Source organism: Flavobacterium sp. DG1-102-2, assembly GCF_033042555.1.
GTDB lineage: Bacteria > Bacteroidota > Bacteroidia > Flavobacteriales > Flavobacteriaceae > Flavobacterium.
Window position 1 is genome coordinate 369,981 of record NZ_JAWLIK010000003.1, and the last position, 19,200, is coordinate 389,180.

16 protein-coding genes are annotated in these 19,200 nt (G+C 40.1%); 7 read left to right on the forward strand and 9 right to left on the reverse strand.

Annotation, left to right across the window (positions count from 1 at the left end; translation table 11 throughout):
• Window positions 1–99: 99 nt before the first annotated feature.
• Both R1T16_RS07005 and R1T16_RS07010 read left to right on the forward strand, forming a co-directional pair.
• Window positions 100–372: a hypothetical protein gene (locus tag R1T16_RS07005; RefSeq protein ID WP_317500386.1), complete on the forward strand. Its 273-nt coding sequence runs from the start codon at window positions 100–102 to the stop codon at window positions 370–372.
• Window positions 373–617: 245 nt separating this feature from the next.
• The gene (locus R1T16_RS07010; protein ID WP_317500387.1) at window positions 618–857 is read left to right on the forward strand and encodes a hypothetical protein; all 240 of its coding nucleotides are present in this window, start codon (window positions 618–620) and stop codon (window positions 855–857) included.
• Window positions 858–893: 36 nt separating this feature from the next.
• Here the strand turns inward: R1T16_RS07010 and R1T16_RS07015 are convergent, their stop codons facing one another.
• The 4 genes from R1T16_RS07015 to R1T16_RS07030 form a co-directional block, all read right to left on the reverse strand.
• On the reverse strand, window positions 894–1,919 hold the full coding sequence (locus R1T16_RS07015) for a M28 family metallopeptidase (protein ID WP_317500388.1): 1,026 nt from the start codon (window positions 1,917–1,919) through the stop codon (window positions 894–896).
• Between the two features lie 116 nt (window positions 1,920–2,035).
• On the reverse strand, window positions 2,036–2,539 hold the full coding sequence (locus R1T16_RS07020) for a hypothetical protein (RefSeq protein WP_317500389.1): 504 nt from the start codon (window positions 2,537–2,539) through the stop codon (window positions 2,036–2,038).
• Window positions 2,540–2,600: 61 nt separating this feature from the next.
• Window positions 2,601–3,365, reverse strand: coding sequence for a dienelactone hydrolase family protein (locus R1T16_RS07025; protein WP_317500390.1), 765 nt, complete (start codon window positions 3,363–3,365; stop codon window positions 2,601–2,603).
• A 95-nt stretch (window positions 3,366–3,460) separates the two neighbouring features.
• Complete coding sequence (locus R1T16_RS07030; protein WP_317500391.1) at window positions 3,461–4,009, reverse strand: type 1 glutamine amidotransferase domain-containing protein; 549 nt, start codon at window positions 4,007–4,009, stop codon at window positions 3,461–3,463.
• 151 nt (window positions 4,010–4,160) lie between these two features.
• On the opposite strand from R1T16_RS07030, the gene R1T16_RS07035 reads away from it, so the two are divergent.
• Window positions 4,161–4,853 (forward strand): DUF421 domain-containing protein, encoded by a 693-nt coding sequence (locus R1T16_RS07035; RefSeq protein WP_317500392.1) that lies wholly within the window; start codon window positions 4,161–4,163, stop codon window positions 4,851–4,853.
• A gap of 138 nt (window positions 4,854–4,991) precedes the next feature.
• Here the strand turns inward: R1T16_RS07035 and R1T16_RS07040 are convergent, their stop codons facing one another.
• Entirely contained in the window at window positions 4,992–6,281 is a 1,290-nt protein-coding gene (locus tag R1T16_RS07040) for a hypothetical protein (protein WP_317500393.1), read from the reverse strand.
• Between the two features lie 143 nt (window positions 6,282–6,424).
• On the opposite strand from R1T16_RS07040, the gene R1T16_RS07045 reads away from it, so the two are divergent.
• The 3 genes from R1T16_RS07045 (at window position 6,425) to R1T16_RS07055 (ending at window position 7,953) form a co-directional block, all read left to right on the forward strand.
• Window positions 6,425–6,916, forward strand: coding sequence for a GNAT family N-acetyltransferase (locus tag R1T16_RS07045; RefSeq protein WP_317500394.1), 492 nt, complete (start codon window positions 6,425–6,427; stop codon window positions 6,914–6,916).
• Window positions 6,917–7,015: 99 nt separating this feature from the next.
• Entirely contained in the window at window positions 7,016–7,387 is a 372-nt protein-coding gene (locus R1T16_RS07050; protein ID WP_317500395.1) for an STAS/SEC14 domain-containing protein, read from the forward strand.
• A gap of 26 nt (window positions 7,388–7,413) precedes the next feature.
• A complete protein-coding gene (locus R1T16_RS07055) occupies window positions 7,414–7,953 on the forward strand; it encodes a pyridoxamine 5'-phosphate oxidase family protein (protein ID WP_317500396.1) in 540 nt (179 codons plus the stop codon).
• A 52-nt stretch (window positions 7,954–8,005) separates the two neighbouring features.
• On the opposite strand, the gene R1T16_RS07060 is transcribed toward R1T16_RS07055, so the two are convergent.
• Window positions 8,006–8,968, reverse strand: a complete 963-nt coding sequence (locus R1T16_RS07060) for a YihY/virulence factor BrkB family protein (protein ID WP_317500397.1) — start codon at window positions 8,966–8,968, stop codon at window positions 8,006–8,008.
• A gap of 248 nt (window positions 8,969–9,216) precedes the next feature.
• Between R1T16_RS07060 and R1T16_RS07065 the strand changes: the two genes are divergently transcribed.
• Window positions 9,217–10,506 carry an NAD(P)/FAD-dependent oxidoreductase gene (locus tag R1T16_RS07065; protein ID WP_317500398.1) on the forward strand — a complete coding sequence of 430 codons (1,290 nt, stop codon included), beginning with the start codon at window positions 9,217–9,219 and terminating at the stop codon, window positions 10,504–10,506.
• Here the strand turns inward: R1T16_RS07065 and R1T16_RS07070 are convergent.
• Genes R1T16_RS07070 through R1T16_RS07080 form a run of 3 tightly spaced genes read right to left on the reverse strand, consistent with a single transcriptional unit; the run spans window position 10,503 to window position 19,077 of the window.
• Window positions 10,503–11,528 (reverse strand): alpha/beta hydrolase, encoded by a 1,026-nt coding sequence (locus R1T16_RS07070; protein ID WP_317500399.1) that lies wholly within the window; start codon window positions 11,526–11,528, stop codon window positions 10,503–10,505. The two genes, R1T16_RS07065 and R1T16_RS07070, sit on opposite strands and share 4 nt — an antisense overlap.
• A gap of 57 nt (window positions 11,529–11,585) precedes the next feature.
• Window positions 11,586–13,907, reverse strand: a complete 2,322-nt coding sequence (locus R1T16_RS07075) for a BamA/TamA family outer membrane protein (protein ID WP_317500400.1) — start codon at window positions 13,905–13,907, stop codon at window positions 11,586–11,588.
• Entirely contained in the window at window positions 13,900–19,077 is a 5,178-nt protein-coding gene (locus R1T16_RS07080) for a translocation/assembly module TamB domain-containing protein (protein WP_317500401.1), read from the reverse strand. Before R1T16_RS07080 ends, R1T16_RS07075 begins: the two co-directional genes overlap by 8 nt.
• Between the last annotated feature and the right edge of the window lie 123 nt (window positions 19,078–19,200).

The window sequence follows — 19,200 nt, forward strand, 5'->3', positions numbered from 1 at the left end:
TTTCTTACTTTTTATAATTGAAAAAAAAGCTTCGTAGTAGTGCCCGGAGCTTTTTTTATATCCTGCACTTAAAAACAGTAAACATTCTAATAATACACCATGCATCACGATTTCGAAACCATTAAAGCTGCGTTTAGGGAAGCCGGTATAGACAGCAAAAAAACAGAATTCAGCATCACTAATTATTCGCTTAATACTAAGCTGAGCTTTAAGTTTGCCAATGCAGACGAGCTTCTGCTTTTTTTAAATCTGAATACTTCAAAAGATGATGAAAAGGTCAATGAAATCAATGCTATGATAGTAGATGCAGGCGTTGATCCCAGGTCATATTTCTATGTAAATTTCTTTAAACCTAAAGTAGCCGAACTCTAAAAGCAACTTTGTGCTCGAGGTATACCTAATCGGTATTCAGCGAATTACACCGTAATTTTCTTGCAAATAATACGTTAAATCGGTATAAATTGCATAAATTTGCCATTTGTTAAACAATATGAAAGAGAATTGCAAGTTATTAAAGTTGCAACCAATGGAAGTGATACATTCTTATGAATGTTTTTAGCAATTTGTCCCCTTTTGCTATATCGCACGCTGCCTATTTATTAAAAAAGTGAAAGGACATGAAACTATTTTCGTTACTGCTATCAATTTTGGTGTTTTTTACATCATTGTATTTTTTTGTGCTCAAAGTGCCCAATATATCTACGCTAAATGATGTCATCTATATATCCCTGCTTGTAGTCCTTATGGCTATATGTATCGTAGGCGTAATCATAAACTGGGAGTTCTTCAGGCGTAAAAAGAAAAACAGGATTATATTGTTTGTAAACAACGGCTTTTCTAACAAAAAAATTAAATAAAAAATCCCACGCTCAGCGTGGGATTTTTGTTTGGTGTTATTTTTTATCGACAACAGGTCGGTTTTCCCTGTTTGCCAGTTCCCAGGCAGTAACAAATGCCAGTTGGGTTCTTTTTGCCAAAAGATCATATTCTATTTTTTGAGGCTCATCACCCTGTTTGTGATAATCTTCGTGGACTCCATTAAAGTAGAAAATAATTGGAATTCCCTTTTTAGCAAAGTTGTAATGATCTGATCTTTCATAAAAATGATTAGGGTCGTCTTTAGCGTTAAAGGTGTAATCCAGCTTAAGATTAGTATATTTTTTATTTGCCTCTTCGTTAATGTTGTGCAGGTCTGTACTCAGCCTGTCTGACCCTATAACGTATACATAGTTACCATTATTCTTATGTTCTTCGTCGCGACGGCCTATCATATCAATATTTAGGTCGGCAATTGTGTTTTTGATAGGGAATAGCGGATTCTCTGAATAGTAGCGTGAACCATGAAGGCCATGTTCTTCGCCTGTTACATGAAGGAATAGTATAGAGCGTTTTGGGCCGTATCCATCTTTTTTAGCCTGCATAAAAGCCTGTGCAATCTCTAGTAGAGCTACGGTTCCGCTTCCGTCATCGTCAGCACCGTTATAAACCTCTCCATTTTTCATACCTACGTGATCGTAGTGCGCCGAAATAACCAATACTTCATCCGGTTTTTCTGTACCTTCTATATATGCCCAGATATTTTCAGAATCGCCCAGTTTAGGGCTAAAGGCTCTTGTCATAAACGCAGATGGAACCGGCTGGTAAAAATCGGATGCCCCTTTAGGAAAAGAGATACCGTCTTTTTTATACTGGTCTATAAGGTAGCGTCCGGCTTTCTTTTGGCCTTCCTCTCCGGTATTACGACCCTGCATGTCATCCCCGGCCACGATATAAAGATGTTTCTTAAGATCGGCCTGCGTAATGGTCTTCATGTATTTAGTTACATCAGCCTTAGCATAATCTTTTTTTGTTTCTACAGAAGTAGATGCACCACAGGACACTAATAGTGCCGACGCAGCCAAAAGACATAGTCTATTCATAAACGAGATTTAATATGAAACGTAAAGATAATATTTAATGGATATGTTATGAAGTATGCAGCTAAAAAAAAGCCCCTGCATTGCAGAGGCTTTTGTATCGTTGTACTAAGATAATCTTACTTATATACATTTTCATAGGCTATGGTGGTAGTGGCGCCTTTTATGATTTCTGAAGCATTTTCTACAGACAGTGTAAGCTCCGTCATGTAGTCATAATAGTCTTTATTTTCGGCTACCGCATTGTTATATGCTTTATTAACTTTCTGCCACTGCTCTTTAGCATCTGCAACAGAACCAAAATTTGTCGCATGGATATTTTTTTCTATCCATTGGTTAAAAGCAGTTTCATTGCTGTAAAGTGATTTGTCTATTTTTTGCGCAAGTTTTTTGTCAAATGCCCTGCTAAGGCTTACGGATTTATTGTAGCTCGGGCTGTCGGCTCTTTTAAGCTCTAACTCTTTAAGCCTCTCATAGCGTATTTTATACTCTTCGCTATTTTTAGCCAGTGTTTTAGAACATTGCGAATTTTGTGCTGCTGTGCATTTAGCGCTGCAGTGCTGTGCGTTTGCTGCTATGGTACCCCCCAGTGCCATTAGCATGATCATAAAAGTCTTTTTCATATATCCCCCAGGATTGATTTACTCTGCCTAAAGTACAAAATATTTTTCTTCTAAAACATTCTTATTGAAAAAGTTCCGTTAAAAATACCATAAAATGCGACCATGAGCGTTTATCTGCCTTCTCGTTATAGGCTGCGCCTTTAGCATTATCACTGCCGGCTTCTTTTTCTGTAAAGGCATGTACTGCATTGCTGTAGTACACCATTTGCCAGTCGGCATTGCCATCTTTCATTTCTTTCTGGAAAGCTTCGATATCTTTTTGAGGCACATAGGGATCATCTGCTCCGTGTAACACCAGGACCTTTGTTTTTATTGCATTATTTTTGCGTGCAGCATCTTTACCTAAACCTCCGTGAAATGACACAACACCTTTAACGTTCATATCGGCACGTGCAGCCTCAAGAACCCCTGTACCTCCAAAGCAATAGCCTATCATCACAATGTTATTAGCATCTGCACCGCTTTTTATAAGCTGCTCTAATGCGGCGGCAATACGTTTCTGGTAAGCTTCATAGTTTGTTTTGTAGTAGCCCGCCTGTTTTCCTGCATCCTGTGCATTTGCAGGGTAATTTCCTTCGCCGTAAATATCTGCAATAAAGGCATGATAGCCCAGTTTAGAAAGTTTTGCTGCAACCTCTTTAGTATGGTCGTTAATGCCAAACCACGCAGGTAATATAAGTACACCGGGCTTTTGTTTTAAAGGTTTCACAGGTATAGCGGCAAAGCCATTAAGCTTTTGTTTGCCCTCTGTGTATGATACAGGTTTCAGTTGGGCGTTTGCCTGTAAAGTTACGATGGCAAGCACTAACATTATTTTTGTTTTCATTGGTAAAAAATTAATTTAAGTAAAGATAAAAAAAGAAAGCTTTCATACACAGGGTACGAAAGCCTTCCGGGTGAATCAAAGTTTCAACCTTGAAATTAACTTCTCTGAAGTTCATGTTTTCCTTCTTTGATTTCTTCTACCATCTTTTTGTTAAAAGCAGGCAAATCGTCTGGAGTACGGCTGGTAACAAGTCCGTTGTCTACAACAACTTCTTTGTCTACCCAGTTAGCTCCTGCATTCTGAAGGTCTTTTTTGACCGACATGAATGATGTAAGTTCTCTTCCATCCACAACTTCTGCATTAATAAGCAGTTGCGGACCGTGGCAAATGGCTGCAACAGGTTTCTTTTCGTCAAAAAACGCCTTTACAAAAGCAATAGCATCATCGCTTCTTCTTAAAAGGTCTGGGTTGATAACACCTCCCGGAAGTACAAGTGCATGGTAGTCTGAAGAAGATACTTCATCTAATGTGTAGTCTACAGTATATTCTTTGCCCCAGTTTTTTTCTGCCCATGCTTTAATAGTACCGCTTTTAAGGCTCACGATATCGGCCTGCCAGCCCTGATCTTCTAAATATTGTTTTGGTGATTTAAGTTCGCTTTCCTCAAAACCGTCGGTTGCCAGTATGGCTACTCTCTTGCTCATAATTGTATTTTTTTGTTGTTAGTATTTTGATAATCATAAAAGTACGAGAGCCTGTTTGGGATTAGTTATAACGCTGTATTAAAGTTGTCCTAATGTTTGTTAATGAGCAAAATAGTCTTGGTACTTTTAAGATGATAATTCTTAACATGAAATGAAAAATATTTTTGAGTGGAAAAGGCTTCTGTTTAACGACCTGCCTTTTGAATTTTTAGCCGAAGTGATTTTCCGTACCGTGATTATGTTTACGGTTGTACTGCTTACGCTAAAATTTGCCGGAAAGAGAGGGGTAAAGCAACTCTCAATATTTGAGGTGGTAATCATCATCTCATTAGGATCTGCTGCTGGCGACCCAATGTTTTATGAAGATGTAGGCCTTATACCTGCCATAACCGTATTCCTTATCATACTTTTTATGTATAGGGCTGTAACCTGGCTGTTGGCGAAGAGTAAGAGATTTGAAAATTTTATTGAAGGAAAACCACATTGCATTATAGAAGATGGCCAATTTTCTATTACTAGCTTTGAAAAAGAAGACCTTGCACAGGACGAATTTTTTGCCGAGCTAAGGTTGAAATCAATTGATCATTTGGGGCAGGTAAGAAATGCTTACATGGAAACCAATGGCGATATAAGTGTTTTTTTCTACGAGGATGAAGATGTCAAATTCGGACTTCCTATACGGCCACAGTTATTTAATCTAAAAAGTACTGTAATACCAAAATCGGGAGTATATGCCTGTACATTTTGTGCCAATACACAAAGGCTTGAGCCTACAACCGGAAAATGTACCGTATGTTCAAAAAATGAATGGGTTGAGGCTATAAAAGGGAGAAGGATAGTTTAATAGCGTTTCATAAAAACTTAGAGTTTTATCGTGGCTATCATTAAGTCTTTTTTCACCTTTAAAGATAGACCGGGTAACCATAAAAAAAGCACCGTTGAATTACCAGCGGTGCTTTCTTTCAAATATAATAGAATTAACTTAACCTCTTCTTGAACCTCCACCTGAACGTGAAGGTGCCGGTGCAGACTGCATTGGAGCGCTTTGTCTTGCTGGCGCTGCCTGTTGAACCGGTGCGCTCTGTCTTACAGGAGCAGCTTGTTGCTGTACCGGGGCAGAACGTTCCATTTGAATAGGAGCTGCCTGCTGCTGTACCGGAGCAGAACGTTGTATTTGTACAGGCTCACTTTGTCTTACAGGAGCCGCTTGCTGCTGCACCGGAGCCGTGCGCTCGATACGTGCCGGAGCTGCTTGTTGTACCGGAGCCGAACGCTGCACATCTGTGTTTCTTGCAGGAGCTGTATATTCATTCTTCGACTGTTGAACAGCACTGTTTCTTACGGCACTGTTACTGGTTTTTGCAGGAGAATCTGCATTTCTAGCCGACTGATTCCTTGATGAATTAGAAAAACTGTTGTTGTCTTTAGCTCTCGCAGTTGTTTCCCTCTTATTAGATTTATCGGCATTTCGTGAGTTAGAAAACGAGTTCTTTGTTGCAGATCCTGCGCCACGGCTGGTCCTTAATGTACCGCGGCTTTGTTCCAGTGCATACCTGTTGCTTACATTTTTATTCCTGCTGCTAAAAGAGTTGTTAGGATGCTGCTTTTCATAAGCATTCTGCCTCCTTGAATTGTATAATGTTTCAGATCGTGAGCTTCTTCTAGTGTTTACATAAACATAGTTATTTCTGGTATTTATGTGATTATGAACACGCGTTCTGTATCTGTACACAGGGTATGGCGCCCAGTAGGTGTAATATGTTGGGTAATAATTCCAATACCACGGTGAATAGTAAGGACGGTAAGTGCTAACCCAAAAAGTATCATATATTATTGGCTGCGACACGTATACCGGCTCATAGATATAGTTAGATCCATACATATAAGTATCTCCTACTACTTGTACCTGCACATTGTTGCTTCGGTCTTTTTCTACTTCAACAGTTGCGATATCCTGAAAAGTATCGGGGCCTAATACCGCCTGTATTATGATTAGGTGTGTATTGTTCTCGGCAGCTTCTACAACTCTCAGGTAATCTACCTTGTTATCTCCGTTAAGATCCAGGTTAGAAATTTGTATCTCCGGGTCATTAAGCCTTCTCTCAAAATCTTCAAGGTCTCTTGATTCACCAAAGATAGAAGCTACAGCCTGTAGGTCAAGGTTATCGCTTATGTCGTTATTGTTAGCCCGTACAGTAGTGACGTCCTGCGCAAATGCATCTGCCGAAAAGAGCAGTGTAAAAAGGGCTATCTGTTGTAATATCGTTTTCATGGCTTAAGTTGTTTTATGATGGTTTCAGTTGTTATTTATTTCCTGTTTGATTAGCAATATTCAATTACTGTGCCAATAATTTTTTCTTACCTTTACAGTGTTCCGAAAACCTTGTAGTACTGGGGTTTTAAAAATATAAAATAATGCAGATACGCAAAGCCACCTCCGAAGATTTTGAGATTATAAACCGTTTAGCTATAGCAACATGGCACGATGCTTACAAAGAGATTTTATCTGTAGAGCAGCTGCATTATATGCTCGAAATGATGTATAGTAAAAATGCCATAACAGAACAAATTCTTATAAAAGGGCATCGTTTTTTATTGTTATATGAAGGCGATAACTATCTTGGTTTTGCTTCTTACGAGCTTAATTACCTTTCTGAAACCACAAAACTCCATAAACTATATGTATTGCCTGAAACGCAGGGCAGGGGCGCGGGTAAACTTTTAATGGCTAAAATTGAGAAAGCGGCTGCGGCTAACGGAAACAACAGGATTAGCCTGAATGTTAACCGTTACAACTCGGCAGTGCAGTTTTATGCTAAAAATGGCTATGTAAAAGTAAGAGAAGAAGATATCAATATTGGTAACGGATATCTTATGGAAGACTTTATTATGGAAAAGGGGCTCTAAACTTTACCATTCTTTTGCGTTTATATTATGATGCCACTAACACATGTTTAATGGCACAAGGGGTAAATTTATACTACAACAAATTAAACCCTGATTATCATGATAGTACAAATTCCAGAACTACCGGACAACATGGTGGGCTTCCGTGCAGACGGTGAAGTGACCAAAGACGATTTTGAAGTAATAAAGCACCAGGTGGCAAGCCTGGTTGAAAAAACAGGAAAACTTAACTACCTGCTTTTTCTTGACAACTCCCCGGCTGATTTTACCGCAGGCGCATGGCTTGAGGATGCACTACTCGGCATAAAGAACATAACAAAGTGGAACCGCTCTGCTATTGTAACCGATTCTGACACCGTTATAAAGTTTACCGATGTATTTAGCAAGGTAATGCCGGGCGAATTCCGCGGTTACCATAAATCAGAATATCAAAATGCTGTAGACTGGGTTTCAGGCAGGAGTGAAAATTAATTTTTAACCACGTAAATCTAATTGCTATGTCAGATTCAAATTCAAAAGATAATTTTAAAGACCTCCATAATAAAGAGGCAGTAGCCAAAATAAAAGAAATGGCCGAAGATATAGGCTCCTGTATGTTTTGTACAGAGTTATCAGTTCGCCCCTTTCCAACCCGCCCGATGGCGGTACGTGAAGTAGATGATCAGGGAAACCTTTGGTTTATAAGTTCTAAGCAAAGTAATAAGAACTTTGAGATAAGGCACGACGACGAAGTACAGCTGATTTTTTCTAAGAATTCTGATGCTCATTTCCTTTCTGTGTATGGTAAAGCTACAATCTATAAGGACAAGAAACTAATTGAGGAACTTTGGACACCTATAGCAAAAGCATGGTTTGAAGAAGGTAAAGATGATCCGGATGTGACTGTAATCAAAGTTGAAACTAAAGATGCTTACTACTGGGACACAAAATACGGAAAAATGATCTCTATGCTTAAATTTGCGGCAGCTGCAATTACCGGCAGTGTTGATAATGATGCAGGAGTAGAAGGCAGGTTGAATGTAAACAATGAGCTATAAATAAAAAAACTCCCACGTTGAAACGTGGGAGTTTTTTGCTTTTAAAGGAAAATTACTTTTTATCCTCGCCTTCATGTTTTGAAGGTATAAATTCAACATTTCTTTCTGTTTCTTTTTGCTCTACATATACGGCGTATTCCGCCGGCTGTATACGCGCACCTTTAAAGCAGGCGTACTCGCGGGTGTATTCTGCGCCAAAATAAAGTATTGCTGCGGTATAATAAATCCATAATAATATTACTATAATAGATCCCGCTGCGCCATAAGGCGATCCTGCTGCTGTAGTTTCTATGTATATACCTATCAAATAACGTCCCAGCATAAACAGCAGTGCTGTAAAAAAAGCTCCGGCACGCACATCTTTCCAGGCAATTTTGGCATCAGGCAACACTTTAAATATCACTCCAAACAGTACCGTAATTACTGCGAAGCTTATAACAATGTTGGCAATGTTTATCAGTATGATCGTAAGGTCAGGAAAGTAGCTTCTTAATATTTCGTTTAGTGCCATAAGTGCACCATTGATTATCAGCGATACAATAAGCAAAAAACCTAGCCCTACAATGATTGAACCCGAAAGCAATCTGTCTTTAAGCATTTTCAGCCATCCTCTTTTTGGTTTTGCCTTGACACGCCATATCATATTTATGGAATCCTGAATTTCTCCAAAAACAGTGGTAGCACCTATTACAAGAGTTATAGCACCTATAATCGCAGATAAGGTAGACTTACCTGATAGCTGGAGGTTACGTATTATCTGTTGTACCTGAGTTGCGGCTTCGGCACCGATAAGGCCGTTAATTTCATCAAAAATCCTTCCCTCACTGGCTGTCTGCCCAAAGATAACACCGGCAAGCGATATGATAAGCAGCAACAGTGGCGCCAACGAAAAAAGGGTATAGTAAGATAACGACGCGCTAAGTTTTAACCCCTTGTCGGCCATGAAGCCTGTAAAGGTATTTTTTAGAATTTTAAACGCGTTGGTAAGCGATTTTTTGGAGAAATAGTTCTTCATAGTGATAGCAATTATTGTTATAAAAATACATATTGCATGAGGTAAACACTACAAAATTAACATAACTATATATAGCAATGATAATTTTTGCCATCCAAAAATACCATCAATTTAACAGGTAGGTTCAAAACACAATTATTTCATAAAATTGATTCTGTATGCTTGCACAGCATTGTACACGCCTTAAAAAAGGCGTAACTTTATACAGGTATTTTGCACCATTATTAGTGCACTAAATTCATCACTACATGAAGATAATAATAGTTGGAGGCGGCTTTGCTGGTATAAACCTTGCCAAAGGCCTCGCAGGAGACAAAAATTTTGATGTAACACTTGTAGACAAGAACAACTACAACTTTTTTCCTCCGCTTATATACCAGGTAGCAACGGCTTATCTGGAACCATCAAGCATCAGTTACCCCTTTCGTAAATTATTCAGAAAAAATGACAATGTGCATTTTCGCCTTGGCGAAGTGCAGTCTGTAAGGAAAGAAGACAATACTGTTGTACTTAACAACGGAGAGCTTAAGTATGACCGCCTGATATTTGCAACAGGAGCAGAGTCTAATTATTTTGGCATGGAGAACGTTCGCAAGAATGCCATCCCAATGAAAACGCTAAACGATGCTATCGAGATGCGTAACAAGCTGCTTCAGCGTATGGAAAAAGCAACAATACTTACAAACAGCCGTGAGCGCCGTAAGTACCTTAATATTGTTGTTGCAGGAGGCGGGCCTACAGGTGTTGAGGTATCGGGTATGTTTGCCGAAATGCGCAGCGGCATACTGCTTAAAGAATATCCTGAACTTTCTACCAGTGCCAGTAATATTTACCTTGTAGACGGAGGCGACGCGCTGCTTGCACCAATGAGCAAAAAATCGCAGGAAGATACACTGGAAGCTTTAACGAAGCTTGGCGTTATCGTTAAGCTAAATACCAGGGTTGTTGATTATAAAGATGATACTGTGTACTTTCATAATGGCGAAACCATACAGTCTAAAAACCTTATATGGGCAGCCGGAGTTTCGGCAAAGGTATTTGAAGGCATACCCGCAGAGAGCTACGGCCGTGGCAGGAGGTTTAATGTAGACGGTTATAATAAAGTGACCAATACCACTAACATCTATGCATTAGGCGACACCTGTATCATGGAAGCGGTAGACCTGCATTTTATGGGCGGGCATCCGCAGCTGGCACAGGTTGCAATTCAGCAGGCTGTGTTATTGGCTAAGAATTTTAAGAATGAAATTAGTGGCAAACCCCTTAAAACATTTACATATAAAGATAAGGGATCTATGGCAATCATAGGGAAAAATAAGGCTGTAGCCGATCTTCCTAAGCCCGAAATGCATTTTAAAGGTTTTATCGCCTGGGCTATGTGGTTATTCGTTCACGTTATGTCGCTTATAGGATACCGCAACAGGATACTTACCGCATACAACTGGATGGTAGCTTACTTTTCTAAAGACCAGTCTTTACGAATGATCATCAGGCCTGATAAAAGCAGAAAAAAAGAGGAGGCTGCCAAAACAGTTTAGCCTTTTAAAAAAGATCTGATCTCATTGACATAAATCTCAGGGTGTTCTGTTGCTACAGAATGCCCTGCTTTTTTTACTACCATTAGCTTGTGATTAGGAAACAGGTCTAGATATTCTTTCGCTGCGCCCCATTTCTGGTTGTCATACTGGCCTTTCAATACAAGTATAGGTATTTGCATGCCTTTTAGAGCTTTTCTTGGGTCTTTGGTTCGGGCAAGGCTGTTGTATGTCATAACCTGTGCATAATAGCCTCCACCTGCCTCAGCGGGAACAGCATTATCAGGATTTGCTACCGTAGCTTTATTCAGCTGACTATTAAGATAGGTCTGAAAATCATCAGCTTCTTTATCGGTCATCAGTTTTTTGCCGTTCACCGCAGCCATAAATGAAGCGGCTCTTGTTCTTAAATTGTTAGCTTTAAGATTAGCATCCCTATTATTAAACACTGGCTCTTTAAGATCAAGGCTGTCGGGCGCTGGTTGTTGTAACGCATCATTGTTAAAAGGAGCGATAGGTGCCGGCCCGGTAAATACAACTTTTTCTACTTTAGAAGGGTTATCTGCAACATAAAGTGTTGCGAGAATCGTGCCCCACGACTGTCCTATCAGTATAACTTTATCGGCTTTAATTTCTGCTACAATGGCTTCCAGGTCTTTCTTATGGCGGTCAGCTGTATATTCAGTTATGTCATTCAGACGCGCCGAATGCCCGCTGCCTATCTGGTCATACAGATAAACGTCGTATCCGTCGTTTGACAATTTACCTAAAAGCCCGATGTTTTTGTCTGTTATAAATCCGCCGGGACCTCCCTGGAGAAATAATACCGGTGATGATTTCCTTACACCTTTTGCCGGCATAAATGTATATCCGATCCTCGAACCCGTGGAAAGATTCCAGTATTTTGTCCCTTTTCGCTCCTTAAATTGGGGAACATCATAAGAATTAGGATATAGCACAGAAAATGCCATCCATCCTAACAATAGTGCAATGGCTAGTGCTATATATTTTACGGTTCGTTTCATAAGAAAGCTTTTTCTTATAACGAACGAGATCCTATTTTGTAACAGCAGATTGGATAATTAGAACGGATAACCTATCGCCAGGTTAAATACAAGGTTTTCTTTTCTCCAGTATTTACTCCCAAAATCTATATCGTCAATAACCCAGCGTTCACCTTCAGGTAGATACGGTTTTCTTAACGGCCATGCAAGGTCAAGTCTTAGTACAAGGAAAGAGAGGTCTACCCTTAAACCTGCACCTGTACCTACAGCAACTTCATCCATGAATTTGCTTGAGAATTGTGCACCCGGTTTGTTGTCATTTTTATTCCAAAGCCAGATGTTACCGGCATCTATGAACAAGGCACCGTGTATTACACTAAATAATTTTGCCCTGTATTCGGTATTCATTTCCAGTTTTATATCTCCGGATTCATCGGGCAGGAACGAGCTGTTATCAACTTCTCTCCTGTAAGTTCCGGGACCAATGGAACGCGCCCTGAATGCCCTGATACTATTAGTACCGCCTATAAAGAACTGGCGGATAAACGGAAGCTCCTTAGAATTGCCATAAGGAAGGCCGGCCCCCACAATAATCCTGCTTGCAAGTTGCGAATTTGCAGTTATATTTAAATAATGCCTGAAATCGTGCTCTGTTTTAATGAACTGGCTAAACGGAACGCCAAACAATTTTGTAGGGTCGTCAGTGTTTCCACCTGTGGCAATACCGGCAATAGTCCCTGCGAGGTCTATAGATCCCTTATAGTAAAATGTATTTCTTTTACGCTTTTGGGTAGAATTATTATACGTGTACGAATACGTTGGGCCAAAGATCAACTGTTTCTCAATTACTTTTTCAAGCGGTGATACAAGTGCGCCTGTTTCATTTTTATCAGCCTCAATTTGTGCCCTGTATATATCAGTGACGTTTGTAGGGCTTACAAAATTGATGTCGGTAACCATAAGCTGATGCTCAACACGGGGATTGTCTTTCCATAAATACCCAAAGTTAGCTTTAAAGGAATTCAGGGAATAAAGTTTAGACCTATTCTGATATTCATAGCTTACCAATGCCCGGGTGCGTGGTATGTAGGCACTTGAATCAGCTATGTGTATCGGAGATATAAATCGGGGCCATGTAAGGCTTACTTCTGTACCCACACGATACACATTATACCCTTTGTTCTGTCCTGATACCTGTACTTCAAGACCACCAAAAACACTCACATTAAGCAGTTCTGCTGCCCTGAAGGTATTACGGTTGCTCCAGTTTACATTAATTTCAGAACCGTTATAATTCGCAGAGTTGGTCTTAGCCAATATTTCAACCCTTATCGATTTTCGGGGCAGGGGAGTAAGGTAATAATATACATCCAGTGCCGATGGCAAAGAATCAGAAAGGCGAAATTCATTCTTAACAAACTTAAAGGTCCCCATGTTTACAAGCCTGTTTAAAGACAGGTTATGATCCCTTCTGCTGTATTTGTCGCCCCTATGAAAAAACAATGTGCGGTCAAATATTATAGGCCTGAAAGTATGTTGAGGATCTGTAATAACAAAGTCTTTGTATTTAATAACGGAATCCTGAGCGGTAATAAGGGTATCTTTAGCGGTAGCTAACGAATAATTGGGGTAAACATAAATGTCGTCAATAGAATATACTTTTCGAGCTTTTTGGGGCGTCTCGTCTTTTACTTTTACAATAAGGTCCACCTGATGGTTACCAACGGTGCTGTCTACCTGTACAAGTATATAATCAGGGTTAAAATAATAGTAGCCTTTGTTTTTAAGGCGTTGGTCTATGCGTTCACGTTCTTCTTTTATTACGGCCAGATCGTAAGGCTGACCTTTTTTAAGGCGGCTCCTCCGCTTAATGCTGGCAACAGTACTGTCAAGTTCTGTAGCTGTTGAGTCTCCCGGGAAAAGCACTTCACGAATAGTATATCGCTGTCCTGTTGTAACGGTATATTTTGCCTTCGCTCTTTTGTTTGATGAGGTAGAATCGGCTGCAGTGCGGGTTTTAAAATAGCCTTTATTCTCGCTATAGTTTTGTAATACATCGGCATTGTAGTCAAGGTCAACCTGACTGAAAAGTACAGGAGGTTCGCCCACTTTAGTACGCAGCCAATGACGGAATCCTTTCTCTTTTTTAGGCTCTCCGGCTATATTGTAAATGTATAATTTTGGCTTAAGGCCTAAAATGGCGCGGTTGGGTTTAGGGCGTAGCAGCCCTTCGAGCTCCTTTTCCATGGCTTTACGGTCTTTTCGCTTCATAACGGTATCAATTACCTTTACTTCGCCGCCCACATAGAGCATTTCGCCCTCAGGCAGGTATTTGGTATTGCTGCAACCATAAGCAAACAGCAGCGTCAGGATAAGATAATATAGGTACTTGTTATTCATTCTTTTTGTCCTTGTCGTTAGTACTGTTTGGCGGCAGGTCGTCTTTTGTATCTCCAGACTGATTTTCTGTTCCATCTGCTTTTTTCTCAGCATCCTCCTTAACTTTTTCAGCTTGTTTTTTTCGTTTTTCTATCTTTTCGCGCTGTTTGCGTTCGCGTTCCTGGCGTTGTGCCTGTTTTTCTTCTTCCGTCCTGTGGAACAATTCCCTGAACTTGTTATAGTCCATCGTTATAACAAAACCTACACCGGTTTCAATTACCTGGCCCTGTAATGCAACCTGGTACTCATTCTTACGGTAGGCCCTTACAAGATACCTGCCATCTTTCGTAAGCTGGTAATCTGCGGCAAGGTCGCCCGCAATATTATTAGTTTCCTCGTTTGCCTGCTGTCCTTCAAGCCCAAAGCTGCTTCCTACAGTTACTTTAAGCCTGTCGTTCAATAAACGTTTAGAGACTTCAACATTAAGGTCGGTACGGTTTTGCTGCTGCCCTGTGGTGTAATCATCTGTAGATTCAAGGTCAAAATTAAGTTCAACGCCTTTTATAAGGTCGCCCGCCAGATTATTAAGCTGCTGCGAAAGTATCTTACTCACACTCTGTCTTGCCAATGATTCTCCGCTTGTTCCGCCCGCCTCGCTAGAGAATGGATTTTCGCCAATAAATCTGTTTAATAGTAACACAGCAAATACCTGTTTGTTCATTTCAGATGGTTCCTGCCTTATCTGATCCAGTTTTGTTTTGGTTAAGTTCAACACGTCAGTAGGGATATTATAGTTTCCGTCAGGTACAATAATATCAAAAGACAATTCAGGTTTAAGCAGTTCGCCATTTATTTTAAGCAGCGTATGTATAGGTATTTTTTGCTTAAAGGTGTTTCTGTTTGTAGAAGCGGTCATCTGTTGGTCAACAAGGTCAATAGGAGGTACCTCTGTTTTGTATGCCGCTGTAATATTTACCGTAGCATCTGTAGGTTCTCCTGTCCATAGAATATAGCTGCCTTCTTCAATATCAAACTTACGTTTAATGAAATTGAAGGTCATCTGGTAAGCCCCTTCGCTAAACTCATATCGTCCTGTAAGCGTTGTTTTCCCTGATTCATCTATGCCTCCTGTAAGCTGTGCCTCTCCCTTAAGCTGAAGGTAATCGCCGTTTCCTTTATCAATAACAAGGTTAAGCTCCGCCTCTTTAACGATCTCAATATCTACCGATGCCTTTATGCCTTTTACGGCTGTGCTGTTCAGCGTCTCTTCCATTTTAAGGCGCTGTTTTATTTCCATGTTGTCCTGGTCAATAAACTCAACGATGCCTTCCCTGTCGGCTATAGACGGATCCTGCTGTGGCAGTACGACGGTAAATTTAGTGTCTTCATTAATTTTAAGGTTACCGTCAACCACAGGCGCGTCCATCGTGCCCTTAATGTTTAGGTTGGTATCAATAAACAGGTCGCCATAATAGAGGTCGTTGTCTTTTGCCTTAGAGTTTACCGCCCTAAAATTATCCGCCTTTACCGTAAGATTGAATCCAAATGCCCTGTAATCGGTTGTTTTGATGTCGCCGTTAATAGTAAGCTCGTTATTTTTTTCGTCCTGAATATCAAAGTTGTTGAAGTTAATACCGGTATTTGTAAAGGTGATGTTATCATTCATACCTTTAAAATAGGAGTTAAGCTGTGTTACCCTCAAGGCAACATCGTTAAACTTCAGGTTACCGTTTACATTAGGCGCTGTCGCGGTTCCCGTTACTTTAAAATTACCCGATAAATCTCCTTCGCCATCTTTTACATTACCAAAGCTAAATGCCTGCAGGCTCGCAATAGTTAATTTTTGTAGGTCAAGATTAAGGTCAAAGCTCTGCGATTCGGCATTGTAATTACCCTTGATATCGGCCTGGTTTCCGTTTCCTGTTATAGAAACGTCAGCGGTGTAGGTGTTCGCAATTTCGTTGTTTACCTTAATCTTAATATCGCCTATAGTGTCTTTACTAACTGCAAGGTTGGTTATATCAAGGTCAGATGTAAATACGGGACTTGTAGTAAGGTTCCTTAATTCTGCCTTACCGTTTATCATACCTGCAATCTTAAGTTCGTCCTTTTGGATCATGTTAGTGATCGTTTCAATCTTAAAGTTGTCCAGTTCAACATCAAGCGGTGCATTTGAGGCTTCGGAAGCCGACTGTAGTTTCAACGAACCACCTTCACTGCTCATTTCAAAATTATTGGCATAAATACCGTCTTTGCCAAAACGGAGCAGGTTATCTACGGCAATATTCCACGGCTCATAATTCAGTTTTAGCCCATCAGGGTCAAGTTTCAGTTCGGTATTTCCGTCTTTAGCTTCCAGCTGACCGGCAAGCATATACTGCTCTTCTTCTTTTTTATCCTGAATCTGCAGTTTATAAGTAACAATATTATCCTGCACATTTCCGGTTAGGGTAGTATGTGGCAATAGGAGCGATTCACTCTGTACCTCATCTATAACAAGGTTGTAGGCAAGCGCTTTTTCTTCGTTCTGTACTTTAAGGTTTGCACCAGATATGGTGTAGTTGCCATAAACAACCCTCGGTATAGATCCGTTGATAGAAATGCTGTCGGTAGCGCTGTTGTACTTACCTTCAATTTTTATAGGCTCTATACGTGTTATCTGCGGAACAAGTTTATACAGCACAGGATCATTATCTACTACAAGGCCAAAGTCAAACTGCTGCGGCAGGTTCGATTTTTTTGTAGTTGCAGGCGCTGTGGCATAATATTTAGAGATGGTATTAGAGAGGGCAGGCCCCACTTGTGTAAGCTTATATTTACCTTTCATATACGCTTTTACAATAGGCGATTTTATCTCTATAGAAGTAGTATCGGGCTTTGTAATTGCAATTATATTTATGGAATCCAGTGCAAACTCTTCCTTGTCGTTAACAAACATAAAGCTGTGAAGGCTTACAGTACCGTTAAGGTTATCAGGATCAGCATCGGTAATATCGGCGTTTACATTGCCGCGCAGTTTTAGTGGTCCCGCGTGCAGGTTAAGTTTGTCAAGGTCGGCGATATCTACATTTAGCCTAATCTTCCCATTAGGATATTTGCCATTAAATCCGCCATTTGCAGTCAACTGAAATTCAAGGTTAGGATCGGCCATATCGGCAACGGCCTCAAACTTACCTCCATTTATCTTTCCATCAACATTCAGGTTGCGATAGGTGTAGCTATTGTATTCTGCTTTGATAACTTTTGCGAGAATTTTTGCGTTGGCTGTTTGTGGGTCAAGCCCTGTGCCTTTTACTTTAGCCTTTACAGATATCCTTCCGATGGAGTCATTTGTTATAAGCGTGCCTACATCAAAATTATCTATGTCAACGGTGGCATCATAAGTTTCACGGCCTTTTCTTCGCTGGTCGAATTGTGCTTTTACCTTAGCATTACCAAAGCTGCTTTTCAGGTCAACGTTTGCATTAAAATTGTCAATTTTTCCCTTGAATGTGACTTTCGCCGAAAGTTTGCCCGGCAGTTTTATGTTAGCAGGTAATGTACCTTTTGGTGTATACGTATTGATATCTTTTGCTGTAGAAGTGAAAGCCTTCACGTCAAGGTCAAAATAAGCAGTTTTAACATCGGGCAGCCCTGTAATGCTGCCGCTTGCATCTATGGTGGTAGCGCCAATACCGCTAACCTGAAGCTCAGCAATGCGAATGTCGCTAACTTTACCCTGAACACGGCTGTTTATCTTTAGTACGCCATTAGGATTTCCTTTAAAAGGAGCGGTATCGGCAAGTGTTGGTACAAAAAGCAGTACATCTTTAAACCCTATCTCGCTGCCGTCGAGCGTAGCGTCAACGCTAAGACTGCCAATGTCTTTAGTTACGGCGTCAAGCGAGGGATAGCCTACAATAATTTCTCTTTTAACCAGTGTCTGCGGTGTTTCAAGATACAGGTCTTTTAGCTCTGCACCTTTTGGTCCGTAGAAAAAGTGGGTGCGCAGGTCGTCTATAACTAATCCGCTTTTTTCGTTTACTGTCAGTTTATTTATCTTTCCTTTTATAGCATTGGGAGAATAGTCAAAATCTTTAGCTTCAAAGTTAAATCCGTTAATGTCAAGGTGTTTAAAGTCTATTCCCTTCGTAACAGGGGCGGAATTCTGATCGTCAAATTTAAAAGCAACATCTTTTACATCGGCATTGCCAAGCTTAAACTTCCATTGTGCCTTTTCTACAGCTTCGCTTTCTTCAGGTAAATTTTCCTGAACCTGTTTTTCAAACTTACCAAAGGCAAGCTGGCCTTTCAGGTTATCAATCTCAATATTTTTCAGGTCTATAAGCTGTTTCTTAAGATCAATTTCGTTAAATTCTACAAATAGCTTTTTCAGCTTAAGCCCCGTGTCGAGTCGGCTGCCTTCGTTGTCATACCCAATATCAATATTCGCAAGGTTTATTTCGCCGAGCTTTAATTTAAGGTCGGGTTGTTTAGAGGCTTCTTCGGCCGCTTTTTGTGTGCCTTGGGCTATTTCAGCGATCATTCCCTGTTTAAGGGTTAGTTTTAGTCCGTCAAGATTTACTTTAGGGATCGAAAAGTCCATTTTATCTAGGTCAAATTTAGTAATGCGCGTATCAAAATGTTTGATGTTTGCGGCGAGGCTGTTTTTAGAGATTTTATCGTCAAATTTTACATTAACGCGGTCGAGATTTACTTTCCTTATTGAAATTTTCATTGGGGCAGACGTAGTATCCTTCTTTGGCTCTTTAGAAGCAAAGGCATCAATAATATAGTCAAAGTTAAAAACGGAGTCCTTATTACGCTTTACATTGGCTGTAATGCCTTCAAGATCTATGGAATTAATCTCAACCTCGTTGCTTAGAAGCTTAAAAAGGCTGATATCAACTGCAAGTTTATCACCTGCAAGCAGCGTGTCTCCCTGCTGGCTCTCAAAATAAACCCTTTCAAGAATCACTTTCTTAGGCAGCCCTATCTCTATTTTGCCAATTTTAACTTCTGTACCTATCTTTTTTTCAAGATAAGTTACGGCCTTGTCTTTAACAATGTTTTGAAAATAAGGTATTTGCAGTAATAGCACGACAAGCAGGAACAATCCCACGATCGATCCTATTGTCCAAAGGAAAATTTTTAATCCTTTGCGTAAATATTTTTTAAGCTTTGCATCCATTTGTAGGCTAAAAATAGACATATTTGAGGTGGGAGGTAATTAAAGTTTTGCTAAAAAATTACTTACAATACTATTAGGCGTATATTCCTACCTTATAAATTACCAGCATCCGTAACAAAAAGTTAACCGGGTGTAGCGTATAAG